Source organism: Mycobacterium sp. NGS48 (assembly GCF_059812585.1).
Genome location: NZ_JCALCY010000003.1, coordinates 293,014 through 308,866, shown reverse-complemented (window position 1 = coordinate 308,866; position 15,853 = coordinate 293,014). Strand labels below are relative to the sequence as shown.

General features: G+C 66.4%; 18 protein-coding genes and 4 tRNA genes. 13 read left to right on the top strand and 9 right to left on the bottom strand.

What is annotated here, in order from left to right; all coding sequences use genetic code 11:
• Positions 1 to 1,132 precede the first annotated feature (1,132 nt).
• Positions 1,133 to 1,204, bottom strand: a tRNA-Val gene (locus AC5Y42_RS08460).
• A gap of 171 nt (positions 1,205 to 1,375) precedes the next feature.
• Between AC5Y42_RS08460 and AC5Y42_RS08455 the strand changes: the two genes are divergently transcribed.
• The 3 genes from AC5Y42_RS08455 (at position 1,376) to AC5Y42_RS08445 (ending at position 1,639) form a co-directional block, all read left to right on the top strand.
• Positions 1,376 to 1,448, top strand: a tRNA-Gly gene (locus AC5Y42_RS08455).
• A gap of 28 nt (positions 1,449 to 1,476) precedes the next feature.
• Positions 1,477 to 1,547: transfer RNA gene (locus tag AC5Y42_RS08450), tRNA-Cys, on the top strand.
• Positions 1,548 to 1,564: 17 nt separating this feature from the next.
• A tRNA-Val gene (locus AC5Y42_RS08445) sits at positions 1,565 to 1,639 on the top strand.
• 31 nt (positions 1,640 to 1,670) lie between these two features.
• Here the strand turns inward: AC5Y42_RS08445 and AC5Y42_RS08440 are convergent.
• Entirely contained in the window at positions 1,671 to 1,919 is a 249-nt protein-coding gene (locus tag AC5Y42_RS08440) for a hypothetical protein (RefSeq protein WP_499897269.1), read from the bottom strand.
• Positions 1,920 to 2,153: 234 nt separating this feature from the next.
• Between AC5Y42_RS08440 and AC5Y42_RS08435 the strand changes: the two genes are divergently transcribed.
• Positions 2,154 to 2,414, top strand: coding sequence for a hypothetical protein (locus AC5Y42_RS08435; RefSeq protein ID WP_499897267.1), 261 nt, complete (start codon positions 2,154 to 2,156; stop codon positions 2,412 to 2,414).
• A 61-nt stretch (positions 2,415 to 2,475) separates the two neighbouring features.
• On the opposite strand, the gene AC5Y42_RS08430 is transcribed toward AC5Y42_RS08435, so the two are convergent.
• Positions 2,476 to 2,805, bottom strand: a complete 330-nt coding sequence (locus AC5Y42_RS08430; RefSeq protein WP_499897266.1) for a DUF732 domain-containing protein — start codon at positions 2,803 to 2,805, stop codon at positions 2,476 to 2,478.
• 99 nt (positions 2,806 to 2,904) lie between these two features.
• Between AC5Y42_RS08430 and AC5Y42_RS08425 the strand changes: the two genes are divergently transcribed.
• The gene (locus AC5Y42_RS08425; protein ID WP_499897264.1) at positions 2,905 to 4,089 is read left to right on the top strand and encodes an NAD-dependent formate dehydrogenase; all 1,185 of its coding nucleotides are present in this window, start codon (positions 2,905 to 2,907) and stop codon (positions 4,087 to 4,089) included.
• Positions 4,086 to 4,571 carry an SRPBCC family protein gene (locus AC5Y42_RS08420; RefSeq protein WP_499897262.1) on the top strand — a complete coding sequence of 162 codons (486 nt, stop codon included), beginning with the start codon at positions 4,086 to 4,088 and terminating at the stop codon, positions 4,569 to 4,571. Before AC5Y42_RS08425 ends, AC5Y42_RS08420 begins: the two co-directional genes overlap by 4 nt.
• A gap of 24 nt (positions 4,572 to 4,595) precedes the next feature.
• On the opposite strand, the gene AC5Y42_RS08415 is transcribed toward AC5Y42_RS08420, so the two are convergent.
• Positions 4,596 to 4,907: a hypothetical protein gene (locus AC5Y42_RS08415; protein ID WP_499897260.1), complete on the bottom strand. Its 312-nt coding sequence runs from the start codon at positions 4,905 to 4,907 to the stop codon at positions 4,596 to 4,598.
• Positions 4,908 to 5,097: 190 nt separating this feature from the next.
• Here AC5Y42_RS08415 and AC5Y42_RS08410 point away from each other — a divergent pair, with 190 nt between their 5' ends.
• Both AC5Y42_RS08410 and AC5Y42_RS08405 read left to right on the top strand, forming a co-directional pair.
• Positions 5,098 to 5,604, top strand: coding sequence for a hypothetical protein (locus AC5Y42_RS08410; RefSeq protein ID WP_499897574.1), 507 nt, complete (start codon positions 5,098 to 5,100; stop codon positions 5,602 to 5,604).
• Positions 5,601 to 6,146, top strand: coding sequence for a GNAT family N-acetyltransferase (locus AC5Y42_RS08405; protein WP_499897259.1), 546 nt, complete (start codon positions 5,601 to 5,603; stop codon positions 6,144 to 6,146). The genes AC5Y42_RS08410 and AC5Y42_RS08405 overlap by 4 nt, the downstream gene beginning before the upstream one ends.
• Here AC5Y42_RS08405 and zapE read toward each other — a convergent pair.
• Positions 6,143 to 7,222: a cell division protein ZapE gene (gene zapE, locus AC5Y42_RS08400; protein ID WP_499897257.1), complete on the bottom strand. Its 1,080-nt coding sequence runs from the start codon at positions 7,220 to 7,222 to the stop codon at positions 6,143 to 6,145. The genes AC5Y42_RS08405 and zapE overlap by 4 nt on opposite strands.
• On the opposite strand from zapE, the gene AC5Y42_RS08395 reads away from it, so the two are divergent.
• Genes AC5Y42_RS08395 through msrB form a run of 4 tightly spaced genes read left to right on the top strand, consistent with a single transcriptional unit; the run spans position 7,221 to position 11,317 of the window.
• Positions 7,221 to 7,994: a pyrimidine reductase family protein gene (locus tag AC5Y42_RS08395; RefSeq protein ID WP_499897255.1), complete on the top strand. Its 774-nt coding sequence runs from the start codon at positions 7,221 to 7,223 to the stop codon at positions 7,992 to 7,994. The two genes, zapE and AC5Y42_RS08395, sit on opposite strands and share 2 nt — an antisense overlap.
• 13 nt (positions 7,995 to 8,007) lie before the next feature.
• A complete protein-coding gene (locus AC5Y42_RS08390; RefSeq protein ID WP_499897253.1) occupies positions 8,008 to 9,567 on the top strand; it encodes an alpha/beta hydrolase in 1,560 nt (519 codons plus the stop codon).
• A gap of 22 nt (positions 9,568 to 9,589) precedes the next feature.
• Positions 9,590 to 10,894 carry an arabinofuranan 3-O-arabinosyltransferase gene (aftC, locus tag AC5Y42_RS08385; protein ID WP_499897251.1) on the top strand — a complete coding sequence of 435 codons (1,305 nt, stop codon included), beginning with the start codon at positions 9,590 to 9,592 and terminating at the stop codon, positions 10,892 to 10,894.
• A 15-nt stretch (positions 10,895 to 10,909) separates the two neighbouring features.
• On the top strand, positions 10,910 to 11,317 hold the full coding sequence (gene msrB / locus AC5Y42_RS08380; protein WP_499897248.1) for a peptide-methionine (R)-S-oxide reductase MsrB: 408 nt from the start codon (positions 10,910 to 10,912) through the stop codon (positions 11,315 to 11,317).
• Between the two features lie 70 nt (positions 11,318 to 11,387).
• Here the strand turns inward: msrB and AC5Y42_RS08375 are convergent, their stop codons facing one another.
• The 4 genes from AC5Y42_RS08375 to hemE are packed head-to-tail and all read right to left on the bottom strand — an operon-like array spanning position 11,388 to position 15,226.
• The gene (locus tag AC5Y42_RS08375) at positions 11,388 to 12,131 is read right to left on the bottom strand and encodes a class I SAM-dependent methyltransferase (RefSeq protein ID WP_499897247.1); all 744 of its coding nucleotides are present in this window, start codon (positions 12,129 to 12,131) and stop codon (positions 11,388 to 11,390) included.
• The gene (gene hemQ / locus AC5Y42_RS08370) at positions 12,128 to 12,823 is read right to left on the bottom strand and encodes a hydrogen peroxide-dependent heme synthase (protein WP_499897245.1); all 696 of its coding nucleotides are present in this window, start codon (positions 12,821 to 12,823) and stop codon (positions 12,128 to 12,130) included. The genes AC5Y42_RS08375 and hemQ overlap by 4 nt, the downstream gene beginning before the upstream one ends.
• Before the next feature lie 4 nt (positions 12,824 to 12,827).
• Entirely contained in the window at positions 12,828 to 14,180 is a 1,353-nt protein-coding gene (locus AC5Y42_RS08365) for a protoporphyrinogen oxidase (protein WP_499897243.1), read from the bottom strand.
• On the bottom strand, positions 14,177 to 15,226 hold the full coding sequence (hemE, locus tag AC5Y42_RS08360) for a uroporphyrinogen decarboxylase (RefSeq protein ID WP_499897241.1): 1,050 nt from the start codon (positions 15,224 to 15,226) through the stop codon (positions 14,177 to 14,179). Before hemE ends, AC5Y42_RS08365 begins: the two co-directional genes overlap by 4 nt.
• A 155-nt stretch (positions 15,227 to 15,381) precedes the next feature.
• On the opposite strand from hemE, the gene AC5Y42_RS08355 reads away from it, so the two are divergent.
• The gene (locus AC5Y42_RS08355) at positions 15,382 to 15,852 is read left to right on the top strand and encodes a hypothetical protein (RefSeq protein ID WP_499897572.1); all 471 of its coding nucleotides are present in this window, start codon (positions 15,382 to 15,384) and stop codon (positions 15,850 to 15,852) included.
• The last annotated feature ends 1 nt before the right edge of the window (position 15,853 follow it).

Genomic DNA, 15,853 nt, shown 5'->3' with positions numbered 1-15,853 from the left:
GCTGACGAAGAACCCCCTACTCAGGCCGACAGGCCAGCGTCCGAAATGCGTGCATCGTGAATCGCCTTATCCCGCAACGGTGATCACACCCAATGGATGTGTCCCCCCTGCGGACATCGGCGAGAGGCGTTCCGCCTGGACTTCGGCCGCTGCCGGTCGCGGCCCGTCCAGGGGATACCCGGATTCGCCCACTTCGCTCACGCTGTAGCAGCGGCAGTTTGTCGATCGCGTCACACGCGGGCGGGTGCCATATGCGCACGGCAGACGGCCATGCCCCAGCCCCGTTCCACATAGGGATCAGTGCCGCCATCAGGTCCTCACGGCCTGGGGTGGCCATCACGTTGGCTTACCGCTCTACTCGCGCGTGGGTGACGCACCGCGCAGACGGACGACCGCGCACCTGCTTGAACTGGCGTCGGCCGAAAGACCGAATCCGCAACCCCCATGAAATGCCCCCCAAGCAAATGTGGCGATGCGTCAAACGCCGGGTCCCGATCCGGCTCTCCACGCATACCTTGTCGGCTGTTCCGATACGGCCGAGACACCCGGCACGCGCCGCCTCACCGGCACCCACCCAGCAGCGCGCCCGAACTACAGCAAAGCCGGGTCCGGGCCCCGCTGGTGCTCGTCATCGACAATGGTAGCTACGCCGCCACTGCCCTCCTTGAATCAGGACTGTGCATACCCTAAGTAAGTTCACTTAAACACCGAACAGAAGGTTCCGCAAGACCTGATGAGCCGCAGTCGAAACCTCATCGCAACCGTGGTGTGCCGAACCCGCCGGCATCGGCCCGTCGAATTCAACATCGGTGCAACAAAGGGGTTTTCGGCGAGCTAAGAGGTACCTGAGAGCTTGCTTGGTAAGCTCTATGTGACGGACGACACGCAAGCTGATTCCGGCTTCTGCTGCTGCGTTCACTCAGCCAAAGAACAATCGATATGTGGGCGCACTATCGTCTCGAACATGGATGCGCAATAAGTGGGCGGCTGCCTAATAGAACTCACCACCGGGTCCGAGGCTGTCAGCAAAGTTTTTTGCCGCTTCGCCTTTTGCGCTGGATGAGCGACAGGACGGCTGCGCCTACGCCGGGGTGACCGAGCAATGCGTTCTGGAACACGCCTCCGATGTGAGTGGTCCCGGCTGGGATCGAACCAGCGACCTTCCGCGTGTGAAGCGGACGCTCTCCCACTGAGCCACGGGACCGGAGCCGAAAGGCGAACGAGGAGGAAGATTAACACGCGGCGAGCCTCGCGGCAGAACCCACTGCACCTGACCGCGGTGAGGCGCGCCGAACCGCACCCAGGAATTTGTGCAGGCCCGCTTAGGTGGACTATCGTCGTGCTTCGCGACGGGCGACGATCTCGTCCGTGGCTCGCGGATGTAGCGCAGTTGGTAGCGCATCACCTTGCCAAGGTGAGGGTCGCGGGTTCGAATCCCGTCATCCGCTCGAAGATGCTAGTGGCATCAACCCCAGCGGTGGAGTGGCCGAGTGGTGAGGCAACGGCCTGCAAAGCCGTGCACACGGGTTCGATTCCCGTCTCCACCTCGATTTCTTCGATCCACGCGCGGTTAGCTCAGCGGGAGAGCGCTTCCCTGACACGGAAGAGGTCGCTGGTTCAATCCCAGTACCGCGCACCACAGTCTCGGCAGGTCACAGGGTGTCGTCCGGTCATGGCGTCACGTACTGCTGGCAGGCGTCCGTCCCAGGGTCGCAAATCAGCGGCAGCGTCGTCCAGCCGCCGTAGGTCCCCGGGACGTCCCAGGTGTTCAGCCCCGGGCCGTTGTACTGGGGTGGTCCCTGACAGTTCCAATCACCATCGAACAGGCATCGCGGAAGCGCGTGCGCCGGTGCCGCGGCCACCAGACCGCCGGCCAACGCCAGCGTCGCAGCCGCCATCACCAAGGCGATTCGAGTCATGTCCGTTGTCCCCTCTCGATATCTCGACGACGAAGTGTCGCGAACACCGAGTGGTCGTCACGGCACAGCGCTTTCGGGTCCGAAACATTGCGCCCGTCGCAGGCATCTTCGTCGTGTCAATGACCTTAAGCAGAGGGTGCGACATGTACCGCTGCCCGCACTGCGCCGTCCTTATGTCGAACGCGGCGATGTCGTCGGTGCCCGGAGTTAGCATCCCGCCGGGAAGGAAATGAGATGAAGACAGTCACAGCGGTTAAGCGTTTATTCGCTGTCGCGGCGGTTTCCGCAGCGGCGGCCGTCGGCGTGCTTGCCGGTGCCGGGCCGGTGCATGCCGACCCCGGCCAGGTATGCGGCACACCGGACGTGCCGTGTGCAGGCCCGGGGCCACTGAGCCCCGAGCAACGCTGCGCGTTGATCGCGTGGCGGACGTGGATGCCCTGCAACTGGGTCAGCAACGAACAAGTCCCAGCCGGAACACCGGGCAGCCTCGGGTAGCCCGGCGGCGGCGCGGCCCGACGACTCGGGCATTCACCGCCCAAGCCTGTTCTACGGCAAATTATTTGGCGTCTTGGCTGGGACTGCCGACGACATATTCGGGGCAGTATGCACTCGCCGCGATCGCCGCGAACTTGGCGGCACCGGAGATGGTGAAGCCGGGATTCTGCTCGGCCACCTTTCTGACGATGTCGATGTCCTGCTGACCGCTGTCCATCAGCGTGCACACCTGTCTGCCCGCCGCGATGGCCTGGTCGGGGCTGCCGTAGGTGATGCCGGCCTTGTTCAGTGCAGTCACGAACTCCGCATCGACGCCGCCCGGATCGGCGTTGGCCGGTACGGCCAAGCAGACCATGGCCGCCACGCCGGCCAGCATCGAGAGCAGTTTCACCTCTTCATCATCGCGCAGCCGGGCAGTGCTGTCCTGTCGACGGCAAGGGCTAGTCTCGACCCGGGCTCGAAAACGCGGACATTGAGGAGGAATTACGTCATGGCCAAGGTCGTGCTGGTGCTCTATCCCGACCCGGTAACCGGTTATCCCCCGGAGTATGCGCGCGACAGCATCCCGGTGCTGCAGGGCTACCCCGGCGGCCAGAGCCTGCCCAGCCCGTCCTCGATCGACTTCACTCCCGGTGAGCTGGTGGGCTGCGTGTCCGGCGCGTTGGGGTTGCGCAAATTCCTCGAAGACGGTGGGCACCAGTTGGTGGTCACCTCGGACAAAGACGGCCCGGATTCGCAGTTCGAGCGCGAGCTACCTGACGCCGACATCGTGATTTCCCAGCCGTTTTGGCCGGCGTACTTGACCGCAGAGCGAATCGCCAAAGCACCGAAGCTCAAGCTGGCCATCACGGCGGGAATCGGTTCGGATCATGTCGACCTCGACGCCGCGATCACCCGCGGCATCACCGTGGCCGAGGAAACCTACAGCAACAGCATCAGCGTGGCCGAGCACGCCGTCATGCAGATCCTGGCCCTGGTGCGCAACTTCGTCCCGTCGCACCGATGGGCGGCCGAGGGCGGATGGAACATCGCCGACTGTGTGGCCCACGCCTACGACGTGGAGGGCCTCGACGTCGGCGTGATGGCCGCCGGCCGCATCGGACAGGCCGTGCTGCGCCGCATGGCGCCCTTCGACGTCAACCTGCATTACACCGACACCCGTCGGCTGCCCGCTGAGCTCGAGCAGGAATTGAACGTGACGTTTCATCCCGACGTGACCTCGCTGGTGGCCGCGGTCGACGTGGTGTCCATCCACGCACCGCTGCATCCGCAGACCTACCACCTGTTCGACGAAAAGCTGCTGGGGTCGATGCGGCGCGGCTCCTACATCGTCAACACCGCCCGCGCCGAAATCTGCGTGCGCGACGCGATCGTGGCAGCACTGCAAAGCGGCCAACTCGCCGGTTATGCCGGCGACGTGTGGTACCCCCAACCGCCGCCGGCCGACCACCCCTGGCGCACCATGCCGCACAACGCGATGACCCCGCACATCTCCGGGAGCACCCTTTCGGCCCAGGCGCGCTACGCCGCGGGCACCCGCGAGATCCTCGAAGACTGGTTCGCCGGGCGCCCCATCCGCGAGGAGTACCTCATCGTCGACGGCGGACAGCTTGCCGGCACCGGTGCCGCCTCCTACACGGCCGGTGGTGGCGGGAGTCCCGGCAGCGGCTCATGAGCGAACGAATCGAGGTGCAGCGCCGCATCGCGGCCCCGGCGGCCGACATCTTTGCGGTGCTGTGCGACCCGCATGGCCACGTCGCGATCGACTCATCGGGGATGTTGCAGGACGCGGACGGCGGACCCGTGGGTGCAGTCGGTGACAGCTTCGTCGTGCATATGGACCGCGAGGCGCTCAACGACTTCCCGCAGATGGGCCGCTACGACGTCACCGTCAGCATCCGCGAATTCGAGCCCGACCGGCTGGTCTCCTGGACGATTCTGGGTCAGATCCGGCCGCAGATCGGCCATGTCTACGGCTACCGTCTCGAGCCTGATGAGGACGGTGAAAGTACCGTCGTCACATCGTTTTACGACTGGTCGAAAATTGACGAGAAGTGGCGTGCGGCCGGAATCTTCCCGGTCATCTCCGAACTCGCATTGCGCGCCACGCTGGGCATCTTGGATCGCACCGTTCGACGCGGTTACCCGAAGGGCTGAGGCGCGGCGGTCAGCGCCGACGACTCAGATGCATCCGCTCACGCTGACCCGACGCCGCCCGCCGAGGTTGACACACGCATTGACATTGGGGCGCGGTACCGGCACCGGGACGAAGGCCGGCGGTGGCGCCTGGCAACCGTCTGAGCCGTCGCATGAGCTGTCCGAGCAGTCCGGCTGACCGTCTTCGCACACATCGGCGCGGCTCGGTGCCGGAACGCTGAGCGTGACAACGGAGAACGGCACCCCGGCAAACGCGAACACACAGGCGACAGCCGCCGCCAATCGGCGAATCGGCCGAACCATAAGCCGCCAATCGATAGTCACCGTTGGACGCATGGTTCGGCAGTCTAATTCAACACAAGCCCAAAGAATGGCTTAATCACCGTACTCAACTCAGAGTTGGCGCCGAACACATAGTGCTGGAATCGCTGGTAGCGCGACAAAGTGACTGAGCTTGATTGCCGACCAACTCGGCGACGCGGACGCCGCGATGTGCCATCATGCGAAGGTCGCCGAGGAGGAAACAATGCACCGCTGGTTGATTGTCGTGATCACCGTCATGGTCGCGGGGTTCGTCGCCGCTCCACCTGCCGCGGCCGGCGAGGCACCGATCGGACGACTCGGTGACACGTTGCGGGTGGACACCGGCAAGATGATCGCCGACGTCACCGTCAGCAGCGTCCAGCGCGTCGATGCGCCTCCTGGATTCGGCTACCAGCGCGGCGGTAACTACGTGAAAGGTTTTCCCGGCAGCGGGGTGGACCGTGCCGACGTGGCGATCCACGCGATCAGGGTGCCTAATCCGTTCCAGATGGGGACTGATTTCAGTTTCATCGGCGTCACGCCGTTCGCCGACGGGTACCGGCCTCGGCCATCCGATGCGCCCGACGCCCTGGAGGTCGCGTTAGGGAATGCGCCGGCCGGGTCAGTGGTCCGCGGCGGCGTGTACTGGGACGTCCAGCGTGATCCGGTCTCCAATGTGGTGCTGCTGGACAAGAAGACCGGCACCCACCTGGCGCAGTGGAACCTTTGACGACAGACGCTCTCCCAGTTCGCATTCCCGGCGCCGATTCCGTCGATCTCGACGAACTGGCCGCCGTCGCCGCTGACACTTTTCCGCTGGCCTGCCCCGCGTCGGTGACACCGGCGAACATCGCGGCGTTCGTCGAGGCCAATTTGTCCGCGACACGCTTCGCCGAGTATCTCGCCGATCCCGAACGCGTGTTGCTGGTCGCCGAGCAAGCCGGCCGGATTGCCGGCTACGCGATGCTGGTCCGCGGCGTCACCGACGACCCCGACGTAGGGCGGGCAGTCACCGTCCGTCCCGCCGTAGAGCTTTCGAAAATCTACGTGCTGGAGCACCATCACGGTACGGACGTGTCAACGGCGTTGATGGCCGCCGCGTTGGCCGCCGCCGAGGAGCTGGGCGCCACCTGCGCGTGGCTTGGCGTCAACCGGCAAAACCAACGCGCTCAACACTTTTACACCAAACACGGCTTTATCGTCGGCGGCACCAGAACGTTTCAGGTGGGCGAGGGTCGCGAGGACGACTACGTGATGGTCCGGCGGCTCTAGCTCGATGCCGTCAGCGCCAGCAGGCGCGACGTGGCACGTAGGTACTTCTTCCGAAAACCGCCGGCGAGCATCTCGTCACTGAAGATGCGGTCCAGCTTCTCACCCGAGGCCGCCACGGGTATTCCGGCGTCATAGAGCCGGTCGGTCAGCGCCACCAACCGCAGTGCGACGTTTTGGTCGTCGATGCCGTGTACGCCGGTCAGATACACCGCTGTCACCCGTTCGATCAACGCTAGATAGCGCGACGGGTGCATCGTGGCCAGATGCGCGCACAGCTCGTCGAAGTCGTCGAGAGTGGCTCCGTCGACTTGCGCGGCACGCACGGCGACCTGTTCATCAGACGGCGGCTCGGGTGCCGCCGGCAGGTCGCGATGCCGGTAATCGGGCCCGTCAATCCGCACCACGGTGAAAATGCTTGCCAGCGTGTTGATTTCACGCAGGAAATCCTGTGCGGCGAAGCGGCCTTCGCCGAGTTGTTCGGGCAGCGTATTCGAGGTGGCGGCCAGCGACACGCCCCGCTCGACGAGCTGCTCGAGCATCCGGGCGATCAGCGTGGTGTTTCCCGGATCGTCCAGTTCGAATTCGTCGATGCAGACGAGCGTGTAATCGGCAAGCATGTCGATGCATTCGGCGAAGCCGAATACCCCGGCCAGCTGCGTCAACTCCATGAACGTCGCAAACGCCTTGCGGTGCACGCCGTCCGGTATCTGGCGGTACGCCGACGCCAGCAGGTGGGTTTTACCGACGCCGAAACCGCCGTCGAGGTAGAGGCCGACACCGGGTGCTACCGCCCGCTTGCCGAACAGCTTGCGGCGACCGGCCCGGCGTTCGACAGCCTGTCGGCAGAAGTGTTGGCACGCCTCGACGGCAGCGGTTTGGTTTGGTTGGGCAGGGTCGGGACGGTAGGTCGCGAAGCTGACCCCGGCGAACATCGGCGGGGGCGTCAGCTGGCCGATTAACCGCTCCGGGGAGACAGTCGGATGCCGGTCCACCAGATGCCCGATTGGGCCGGTGGCGTCCGCAGAGGTGGGGCCGTGCATGCAGGCACTGTAACGACGTGCTGCAATCAAGCTCATGGCCGAGCATGGACCCGACCTCACCGCGGGGCTCACCCTGTTGGGCTCCACCCGCCGGCTCGACGACGGCGACCTGCCCAACCTGTACGCGTATCCATCGGACGGGCTGTGGGTGCGGGCCAACTTCATCGCCAGCATCGACGGCGGTGCCACCGTCGGCGGCACCACCGGGCAATTGGGCGGGCCCGTCGACCGGGCGTTGTTCAGCCTGCTGCGCGAACTCGCCGACGTCATCCTGGTCGGTGCGGGCACCGTGCGCATCGAAAGCTATTCCGGGGCGCGCCCAGGCGTGTCGGCGCGGCAGCGGCGACAGGCCCGCGGCCAAAGCGAAGTCCCGCCGCTGGCAATCGTGACCAAGTCCGGCCGGCTGGAGCGCGATATGCCGGTGTTCACCCGCACCGAGGTGCCGCCGCTGGTGCTCACTTGCGCTGCGGCCGCCGAGGCGACCCGTCGTCGTTTGGGTGGCCTGGCCGAGGTCGTCGACTGTTCGGGCCGTGATCCGGCACTGGTCGACGAGGCCGCCCTACTGAAAGCCCTGACCAGCCGCGGCCTCAACCGGGTGCTGACCGAGGGCGGCCCGATGCTGTTCGGCTCGCTCGTTGAACGCGGCATGCTCGATGAGCTGTGCTTGACGATCGCACCGTGTGTGGTCGGCGGCCAGGCCCGCCGCATCGCGACCGGGCCGAGCCAGGTGCAAAGCCCGATGCGCTGCGCCCACATCCTGTCCGACGAGGACGGCTACCTCTACACCCGCTATGTCCGCGGCGTCTAGTTACTGTGGTCGCATGAACCGGCACGCCATCTACGCCGCAGCCCTGGTCGCGGTGACCGCGGTGGTGGCCGGCTGTGCGCCGGGGCTGGCCGCTAACCCGCGCTTTGCCACCAACTCCGGCGCCCACCCGCAAGGGAAGGCCGCAAAGACGCAATCGCCCGGTGGTCCGCCGCCGATCGCGGCTCCCAAGAACGACTTGTCGTGGCGGGATTGCACGTCGCGGGTGTTCGGCGACGCCGCCGTCCCCGCCGCTCCCGGAGTCAAACTGGATTGCGCCAACTACGACGCCGACCTCGACCCGGTTAACGGCTCCTCGGGGACGCTGAGCATCGGCGTGGTCCGCGCCCGCTCCGTGCAGACCCCGGCCGATGCCGGCCCGCTGGTGTTCACCACGGGTTCGGATCTGCCGTCGTCGCTGCAATTGCCGGTGTGGCTGTCCCGCGCGGGCGCCGACGTGTTGCGCACCCACCCCGTCGTCGCCGTCGACCGCCGTGGCATGGGCCTGTCGAGTCCCGTCGACTGCCGCGACCAGTTCGACCGGCAGGAAATGCGCAACCAATCGCAGTTCGAGACGGGCGACGATCCGGTGGCCAACCTCGCCGACATCACCCAAAACGCCACCACCAGCTGCACCGACACCATCGCCCCCGGCGACTCCGCCTACGACAACACGCACTCGGCCGGCGACCTCGAACGGCTGCGCAGCATCTGGGACGTGCCCGCGCTGGCGCTGGTCGGGATCGGCAACGGCGCCCAGGTGGCGCTGAGCTACGCCGGGTCTCGTCCCGACAAGGTTTCCAGGTTGATCCTGGACTCGCCGATCGCCTTGGGCGTGGGCGCCGAAGCCGCCGCCGAGCAGCGGGTCAAGGGCGAACAGGCGGCGCTGGACGCGTTCACCGCCCAGTGCGCGGCGGTGAACTGCGCGCTGGGACCCGATCCCAAGGGCGCCGTCGACTCGCTGCTGGCGGACGCCCGCGCCGGCCACGGGCCCGCCGGCGCGTCGGTGGCGTCGGTAGCCAACGCCATCTCCACCGCGCTGGGTTTCCCCACCGGCGACCGCATCGGGACCACCACCGACCTGGCCACCGCGCTGGCCAACGCGCGCTCCGGCGACACCAACCTGTTGACATCGCTGATCAACCGCGCTGAATCCACCCGCGGCACCGACGGCCAGTTCATCAACACCTGCAGCGACGCGCTCAACCGCCCGACTCCCGACCGGGTGCGTCAACTGGTGGTTTCCTGGGGCAAGCTCTACCCGCAGTTCGGCACCGTCGGCGCGCTGGATCTCGTCAAATGCGTGCACTGGCCAAGCGGCTCCCCGCCGCAAGCGCCGAAGAACATCAAGATCAACGTCCTGTTGCTGGGCGTGCAGAACGACCCGATCGTCGGCTCCGAGGGCGTCGCCGCAACGGCCGCCACCATCATCAACGCCACCGCGGCCAGCAAGCGGGTGATGTGGCAAGGAATCGGCCACGGCGCGGCCATCTACTCCCCGTGTGCGGTACCGCCGCTGATCGGTTACCTGGACAGCGGCCACCTGCCCGACACCGACACCTACTGTCCCGCCTGATCCTTGGACCGGCGAGGCACCGGTGTACGGTGCGCTGGTGACGACGGTTGACTCCTTGTTTCGTCCCCGCACCAGCGCCCCCGGCATCGCGACGGTGCTGCGGTCGGTGCTGTGGCCGGCGGCCATTCTGGCCATCATCCACCGCAGCGTGGTGGTGACGACCAACGGCAACATCACCGACGACTTCAAACCGGTCTACCGGGCGGTGTCTAACTTCCGGCACGGATTAAACATCTACAACGAGCATTTCGACTACGTCGACCCGCACTACCTCTACCCGCCCGGCGGCACGCTGCTCATGGCGCCGTTCGGCTATCTGTCGTTCACCGAGTCGCGCTACCTGTTCATTGCGTGCAACACCATTGCGATCGTGATCGCGGCCTACCTGCTGCTGCGCATGTTCAACTTCGCCGTCACCTCGGTAGCCGCCCCGGCGCTGCTGCTGGCGATGTTCTGCACCGAATCGGTGACCAACACGCTGGTTTTCACCAACATCAACGGCTGCATCCTGCTGCTGGAGGTGCTGTTCTTCCGGTGGCTGCTCGACGGCCGTCAGTGGTTGGCCGGTGTGGCGATCGGCCTGGCGCTGGTGGTCAAACCGGTCCTGGGACCGCTGTTGTTGCTGCCGTTGCTCAACCGCCAGTGGCGCGCGGTGATTGTCGCCATCGTGGTGCCGGCGGTGTTCAACCTGGCCGCGCTGCCACTACTCAGCGACCCGATGGACTTCTTCACCCGCACGCTGCCCTACATCATGGGCACCCGCGACTACTTCAACAGCTCAATCCTGGGCAACGGCGTGTACTTCGGTCTGCCCACCTGGCTGATCCTGTTTCTGCGAATCCTGTTCACGCTCATCGCGATTGGCAGTTTGTGGCTGCTGTACCGCTATTACCGGACCCGCGACCCGCGGTTTTGGCTGCTGACTTCCTCTGGTGTGGTGTTGCTGTGGTCCTGGCTGGTGCTGTCGCTGGCGCAGGGCTACTACTCGATGATGCTGTTCCCGTTCTTGATGACGGTGGTGCTGCCCAACTCGGTGATCCGCAACTGGCCGGCATGGCTGGGTATCTACGGCTTCTTGACGATGGACCGCTGGCTGTTGTTCAACTGGATGGATATCGGGCGTCCGATGGAGTACCTGAAGATCACCTATGGCTGGTCGCTGCTGATGATTGTGGTGTTCACGGTGCTGTACTTCCGTTATCTGGACGCCAAGGCGGAAAACCGGCTGGACGACGGGATCGATCCGGCGTGGCTGACGGGCGAGCCGTCGCGCAGCGCGGTGATCGCAAGCGCGGCGGAGCCGGGCGCAGCGGGTCACCGCCATTAGCGCTAGCGTGGAAGCATGACCTCTGAGCCGAAACTGCAGTTGAGCGACGATGAATGGCGGCAGAAGCTCACGCCGCAGGAGTTCGCGGTGCTGCGACGCGCCGGCACCGAGCGGCCCTTCAGCGGTGAATACACCGACACCAAAACCGAGGGCGTCTACCAGTGCCGGGCCTGTGGGGCCGAATTGTTCCGCAGCAGCGAGAAGTTCGAATCCCATTGCGGCTGGCCGTCGTTCTTCGACCCGTCGGCCTCGGACGCGGTGATCTTGCGGTCCGACGACTCGTTGGGCATGCGTCGCATCGAAGTGCTGTGCGCCAACTGCCACAGCCACTTGGGCCACGTCTTCGAAGGCGAGGGCTATCAGACGCCGACCGATCAGCGCTATTGCATCAATTCGATCTGCCTGAAGCTGGTGCCTGCCTGATCTCTCGCGAAAGTGCAACTACCGACGTGTTTCGCGAGAGACGACGTCGCTAGTTGCACTCTCGCGGCAGTCAATCCACCCGGGTGGCGTGCACTTCCCAGAACGGGGCGTGTGCCCGGCCGCCCTCCAGCCACGGTTCGATGACCTGGAACCGCTCGGCTACCGGCTTGATCTGGTCAGCCATATCGGGATTGCGCGCCAGCATCATCTCGAAGGATTGCGCGCTGAGATTGACCTGGTAGGTGGTCGGACCCAGGTACGTGATGTCCCAGCCACCAGCCGGAAGCACCTGCCGAAAGTCGTCCTCGGACAGTGACCGCGGCATGCGAAAGCCGTTGACGCTGTGCGGACCGAACTCGAACATGTACAGCCGCGCACCGGGTTTGGTGGCACGGTGCAACGCCTTGGCATAGGACTGCTGCAGCTCGGGGTCGGTGCTGAAGGTGTGATAGAAGGCGCAGTCGACGACGGTGTCGAAGCGGTTGTCCAGCCCGTCGAGTCTGGTTGCATCGGCCAGTTCGAAGTTCACCGACACTCCGGCTTTGCGGGCGTTCTCCCGGGCGCGCTCCAGACCGCTCGGTGACGCGTCGATTCCGGTGGCCGAGTAGCCCTTCGACGCGTAGTAGATCGCGTGGTGGCCCGGGCCGGTGCCCGGATCGAGCACCTCGCCCTTGATCGCGCCCAGCGCTACCAGTTGCTGAACTACCGGCTGCGGGCCGCCGATGTCCCAGGGCGTGGCCGTCGGTAATCCATGCGAAATCTGCTGATCGCGGTACATCTCTTCGAAACGGCTGGGATCGACCGGAGAAGTCATGGCAGCGAAGCCATCAACTGCTCGACCGGCACCCGCGGCCCCGTGAAGAAGGGGGTCTCGGCGCGGGTGTGCCGGCGTGCGTCGGTGGCCCGCAGATCGCGCATCAGGTCGACGATCCGGTCCAGTTCGGGCGCCTCGAACGCAAGGATCCACTCGTAGTCGCCCAGCGCGAAGGCCGGGACCGTGTTGGCTCGGACGTCCTTGTACCCGCGCGCGGCCATCCCGTGCTCGGACAACATGCGCCGGCGCTCTTCGTCGGGCAGCAGGTACCACTCGTAGGACCGCACGAAGGGGTAGACGCAGATGTAGGCGCCCGGTTCTTCGCCGGCGATAAACGCCGGGACGTGGCTCTTGTTGAACTCCGCGGGCCGATGCAGCGCCACACTGCTCCACACCGGCGTGCAGGCCCGGCCCAGCGTGGTGGTGCGCCGGAAGTCGGCGTAGGTCGCCTGCAGCGCTTCGACGCGGTCGGCGTGCGTCCAGATCATGAAATCGGCGTCGGCCCGCAGGCCCGAGACGTCGTAGAGTCCGCGCACCACCACGCCGCGTTCTTCCTGCTGCTTGAGGAAGGTAGCGGTCTCGTCGACGATGGTGTCTCGCTCGTCCCCGAGTACGCCGGGCCGTACCGAGAACACCGAAAACATCAGGTAGCGCAAGGTCGAGTTGAGGGTGTCGTAGTCCAGGCGGGCCATGGCTCTATCGTGCCACGCCCACCTTCAGCAGTTCCGACGCCGCTCGACCGGCCGCGCCGACACACGCCGGCACCCCGATCCCGTCCAGGTAGCTGCCCGCCACCGCCACTCCCGGCGGCAGTCCGGCACGCAATTCGGCGACCACATCGGCATGACCGGGGCCGTATTGCGGCATCGCATCGGGCCAGCGCTGCACACACACATCCAACGGCTCGACCGCCACCCCGAACACGGTGGCCAGGTCGTCCACCGCCCACGCCCGCAGTTCGTCGTCGGAGGCCCGCAAGGCCAGATCCTCGCCGAACCGGCCGAACGACAACCGCAGCAATTCCACCTCGCCGCCGCTGCCCCATTTGCGCGACGACAAGGTGATCGCCTTGGCACGCAAAGCTTCGCCGGTGGCCACCAGCACCCCAGACTGCTCCGGAAACGCCATGCCAGACGGCACCGCCATTGCCACCACCGCAGAGGACGCGCTACGAATCCGGTTCGCGGCCGCGGCGCTACGCGGGGCAATCCCTTCGACCAGCGGCGCCAGCCGCGGCGCGGGAACGGCCAGGATGACCCCGTCGGCCTGCCATGGCGTCCCGGCGTCGTCGTGCAGCGCCCAGCCCCGATCGGCATGCTCGAGGCGCTGCACCGTCGTCTGCACCCAGCGCACCCGGCTGCTCCGCGCCAACGCGTCCACCAGCACGCAGTAGCCGCCGTCGACCGCGCCGAAAACCGGCCCCCGGCTGGTCGTGCTCAGCACCTGGCCGACCGCAGCGGTCAGGCTGGTCGCGCCGGCGTCGAGGGCCGCGGCCACCGACGGCGCCGCCGCGCGCAGCCCGATACTGGCTGCCGAACCCGCATAAACACCGGCCAGCAGCGGGTCCACCACCCGGCCCACCACCTGCTCGCCGAACCGGTCGACCACCAACTCGGCGACGCTCGGGTCGCTGCCGTGTCGCCACTGCAGCGGACGGTTGGGCTCCTGGGCAATGCGTGCGACGGTCCCGTCGTCGACCAGGCCCGCGACCGATTCCGCAGACGACGGGATTCCGTTGACCGTGTCGGTCGGTAATGGCTGCAGCCGGGCCTGGCTGTAGATCAGCGGCCGGGCACCGGTGGTGTCGCGTTGCCGGTCCGCGAGACCCAACTCGGCAAGCAGCGCCGGCACTTCGGGCCGGCGCAGCACGAACGCTTCGGCGCCAACGTCCATCGGCTGCCCGCCGAGGCGCTCGGTGCGCAGGACCCCGCCGAGCCGGTCGGCGGGATCGAACAGGGTGATCGTCGCGTCGTCACCGACGGCCAGCCATAGTCGATAGGCCGCCGTCAACCCTGAGATACCGCCCCCGACAACGCAATACGATCTCACAGCGAGTGCACCAATGACACCAACTCAGTCAGCACGTCGGGATCGGTGTCGGGCAGCACCCCGTGTCCGAGGTTGAAGATGTGGCCTGCGGCGCCTGCCTCCACGGCACGCCGCCCGTCGTCGGCCACTGCCCGGGCCGCCCGCTCCACCGCCGGCCAGCCGGCCAGCAGCACCGCGGGATCGAGGTTGCCCTGCAGCGCCGTGCCGGCCTCGACCCGCCAGGCGGCGTCGAGCAGCGACGTCCGCCAGTCGACTCCCACCACCGTGGCACCGGCCCCCGACATCGCCCCCAGCAATTCGGCGGTGCCCACCCCGAAGTGCGTCATCGGGACGCCGTATTCGGCCAGTGTGGCGAAGATCCGCGCACTGTGGGACTGCACATAACGGCGGTAGTCCGACAACGACAACGCACCGGCCCACGAGTCGAACACCTGAATGGCGTCCACGCCGGCGTCGAGTTGTACCCGCAGGAAGGCGATGGTCAAGTCGGTCAGCTTTTCCATCAGCGCACGCCAGCTGTCCGGCTCGGCCAGCATCATCGCCTTCGTGCGAGCGTGGTGACGACTCGGACCGCCCTCCACCAGATAGGACGCCAGCGTGAACGGCGCACCGGCGAAACCGATCAGCGGGACATCGCGCAGAGCGTCCACCAGCAGCGCAACGGCCTCTGATACCGGTTGAACATTCTGTGGCTCTAGAGGTTTCAGTGCGCTGATGTCGTCCGCGCTGCGCACCGGTGCGGCGATGACCGGGCCGACGTCGGGGACGATATCGAGCTCGACGCCCGCACCGCGGAGCGGCACCACGATGTCGGAGAACAGAATCGCCGCGTCGACGTCGTGGCGGCGCACCGGCTGCATGGTGATCTCGGTGATCAGCTCGGCGTCGAAGCAGGCCGCCAGCATGCTGTGTTGTGTCCGCAGCGCCCGGTATTCGGGCAGCGAGCGGCCGGCCTGGCGCATGAACCACACCGGCACCCGGGCGGGCTTGCGGCCGCTGGCGGCAGCCAGATACGGCGAGTCGGGAAGGTCGCGACGAGTAGTCATCGCGCTCAATGCTGCCACGACAGCCCATGGGGATGACCCGAAGTGTGCGCACGGCCGTTTTGGGGAATGCGGTCGATGCGGCGACGGCCCGCCCATTTCGGTGTGCTCATCCTCAGCCGCCCCGACGGCGTGAAAGGAGACGGTTGATGTTCCTGATGGACAAGCCGGCCAAGGACACGAACCTGGTCGGCGAGGCGGAATACCTGATCGACCGGGTGTTGCGCAATATCGCACATGGCCGTTTCGAGCGGACGTTGTCGGGGCTGACGGCGTTCGCGGCGGTCGTGACGACCGCCGAGGTGTACTTCGAGCACTACCGGGCCAGCTTCGGCAACAAATGGATGTGGAGCCCGATCGTCGTGACGCCGCCGGTGGTGGTCGCCGGGGTGGCCGGGGTGTTCTCGAAGCACTGGGCCAAGCGGTGGCTGCCCGTCACCGCGGGCATCTACGCGGCGAACGGGCTGATGGGCCAGTATTTCCACGCCCGCGGCGTCGCGCGCCGGCCCGGCGGCTGGCGGCTCTACAACTACAACGTGCCGATGGGTCCGCCGATCGCCGCACCCGGGCTGATGAGCGTCGTCGGCGCGATGGGCCTGCTGGCGGCGATCATGCGGCGCGAGAAGTGAG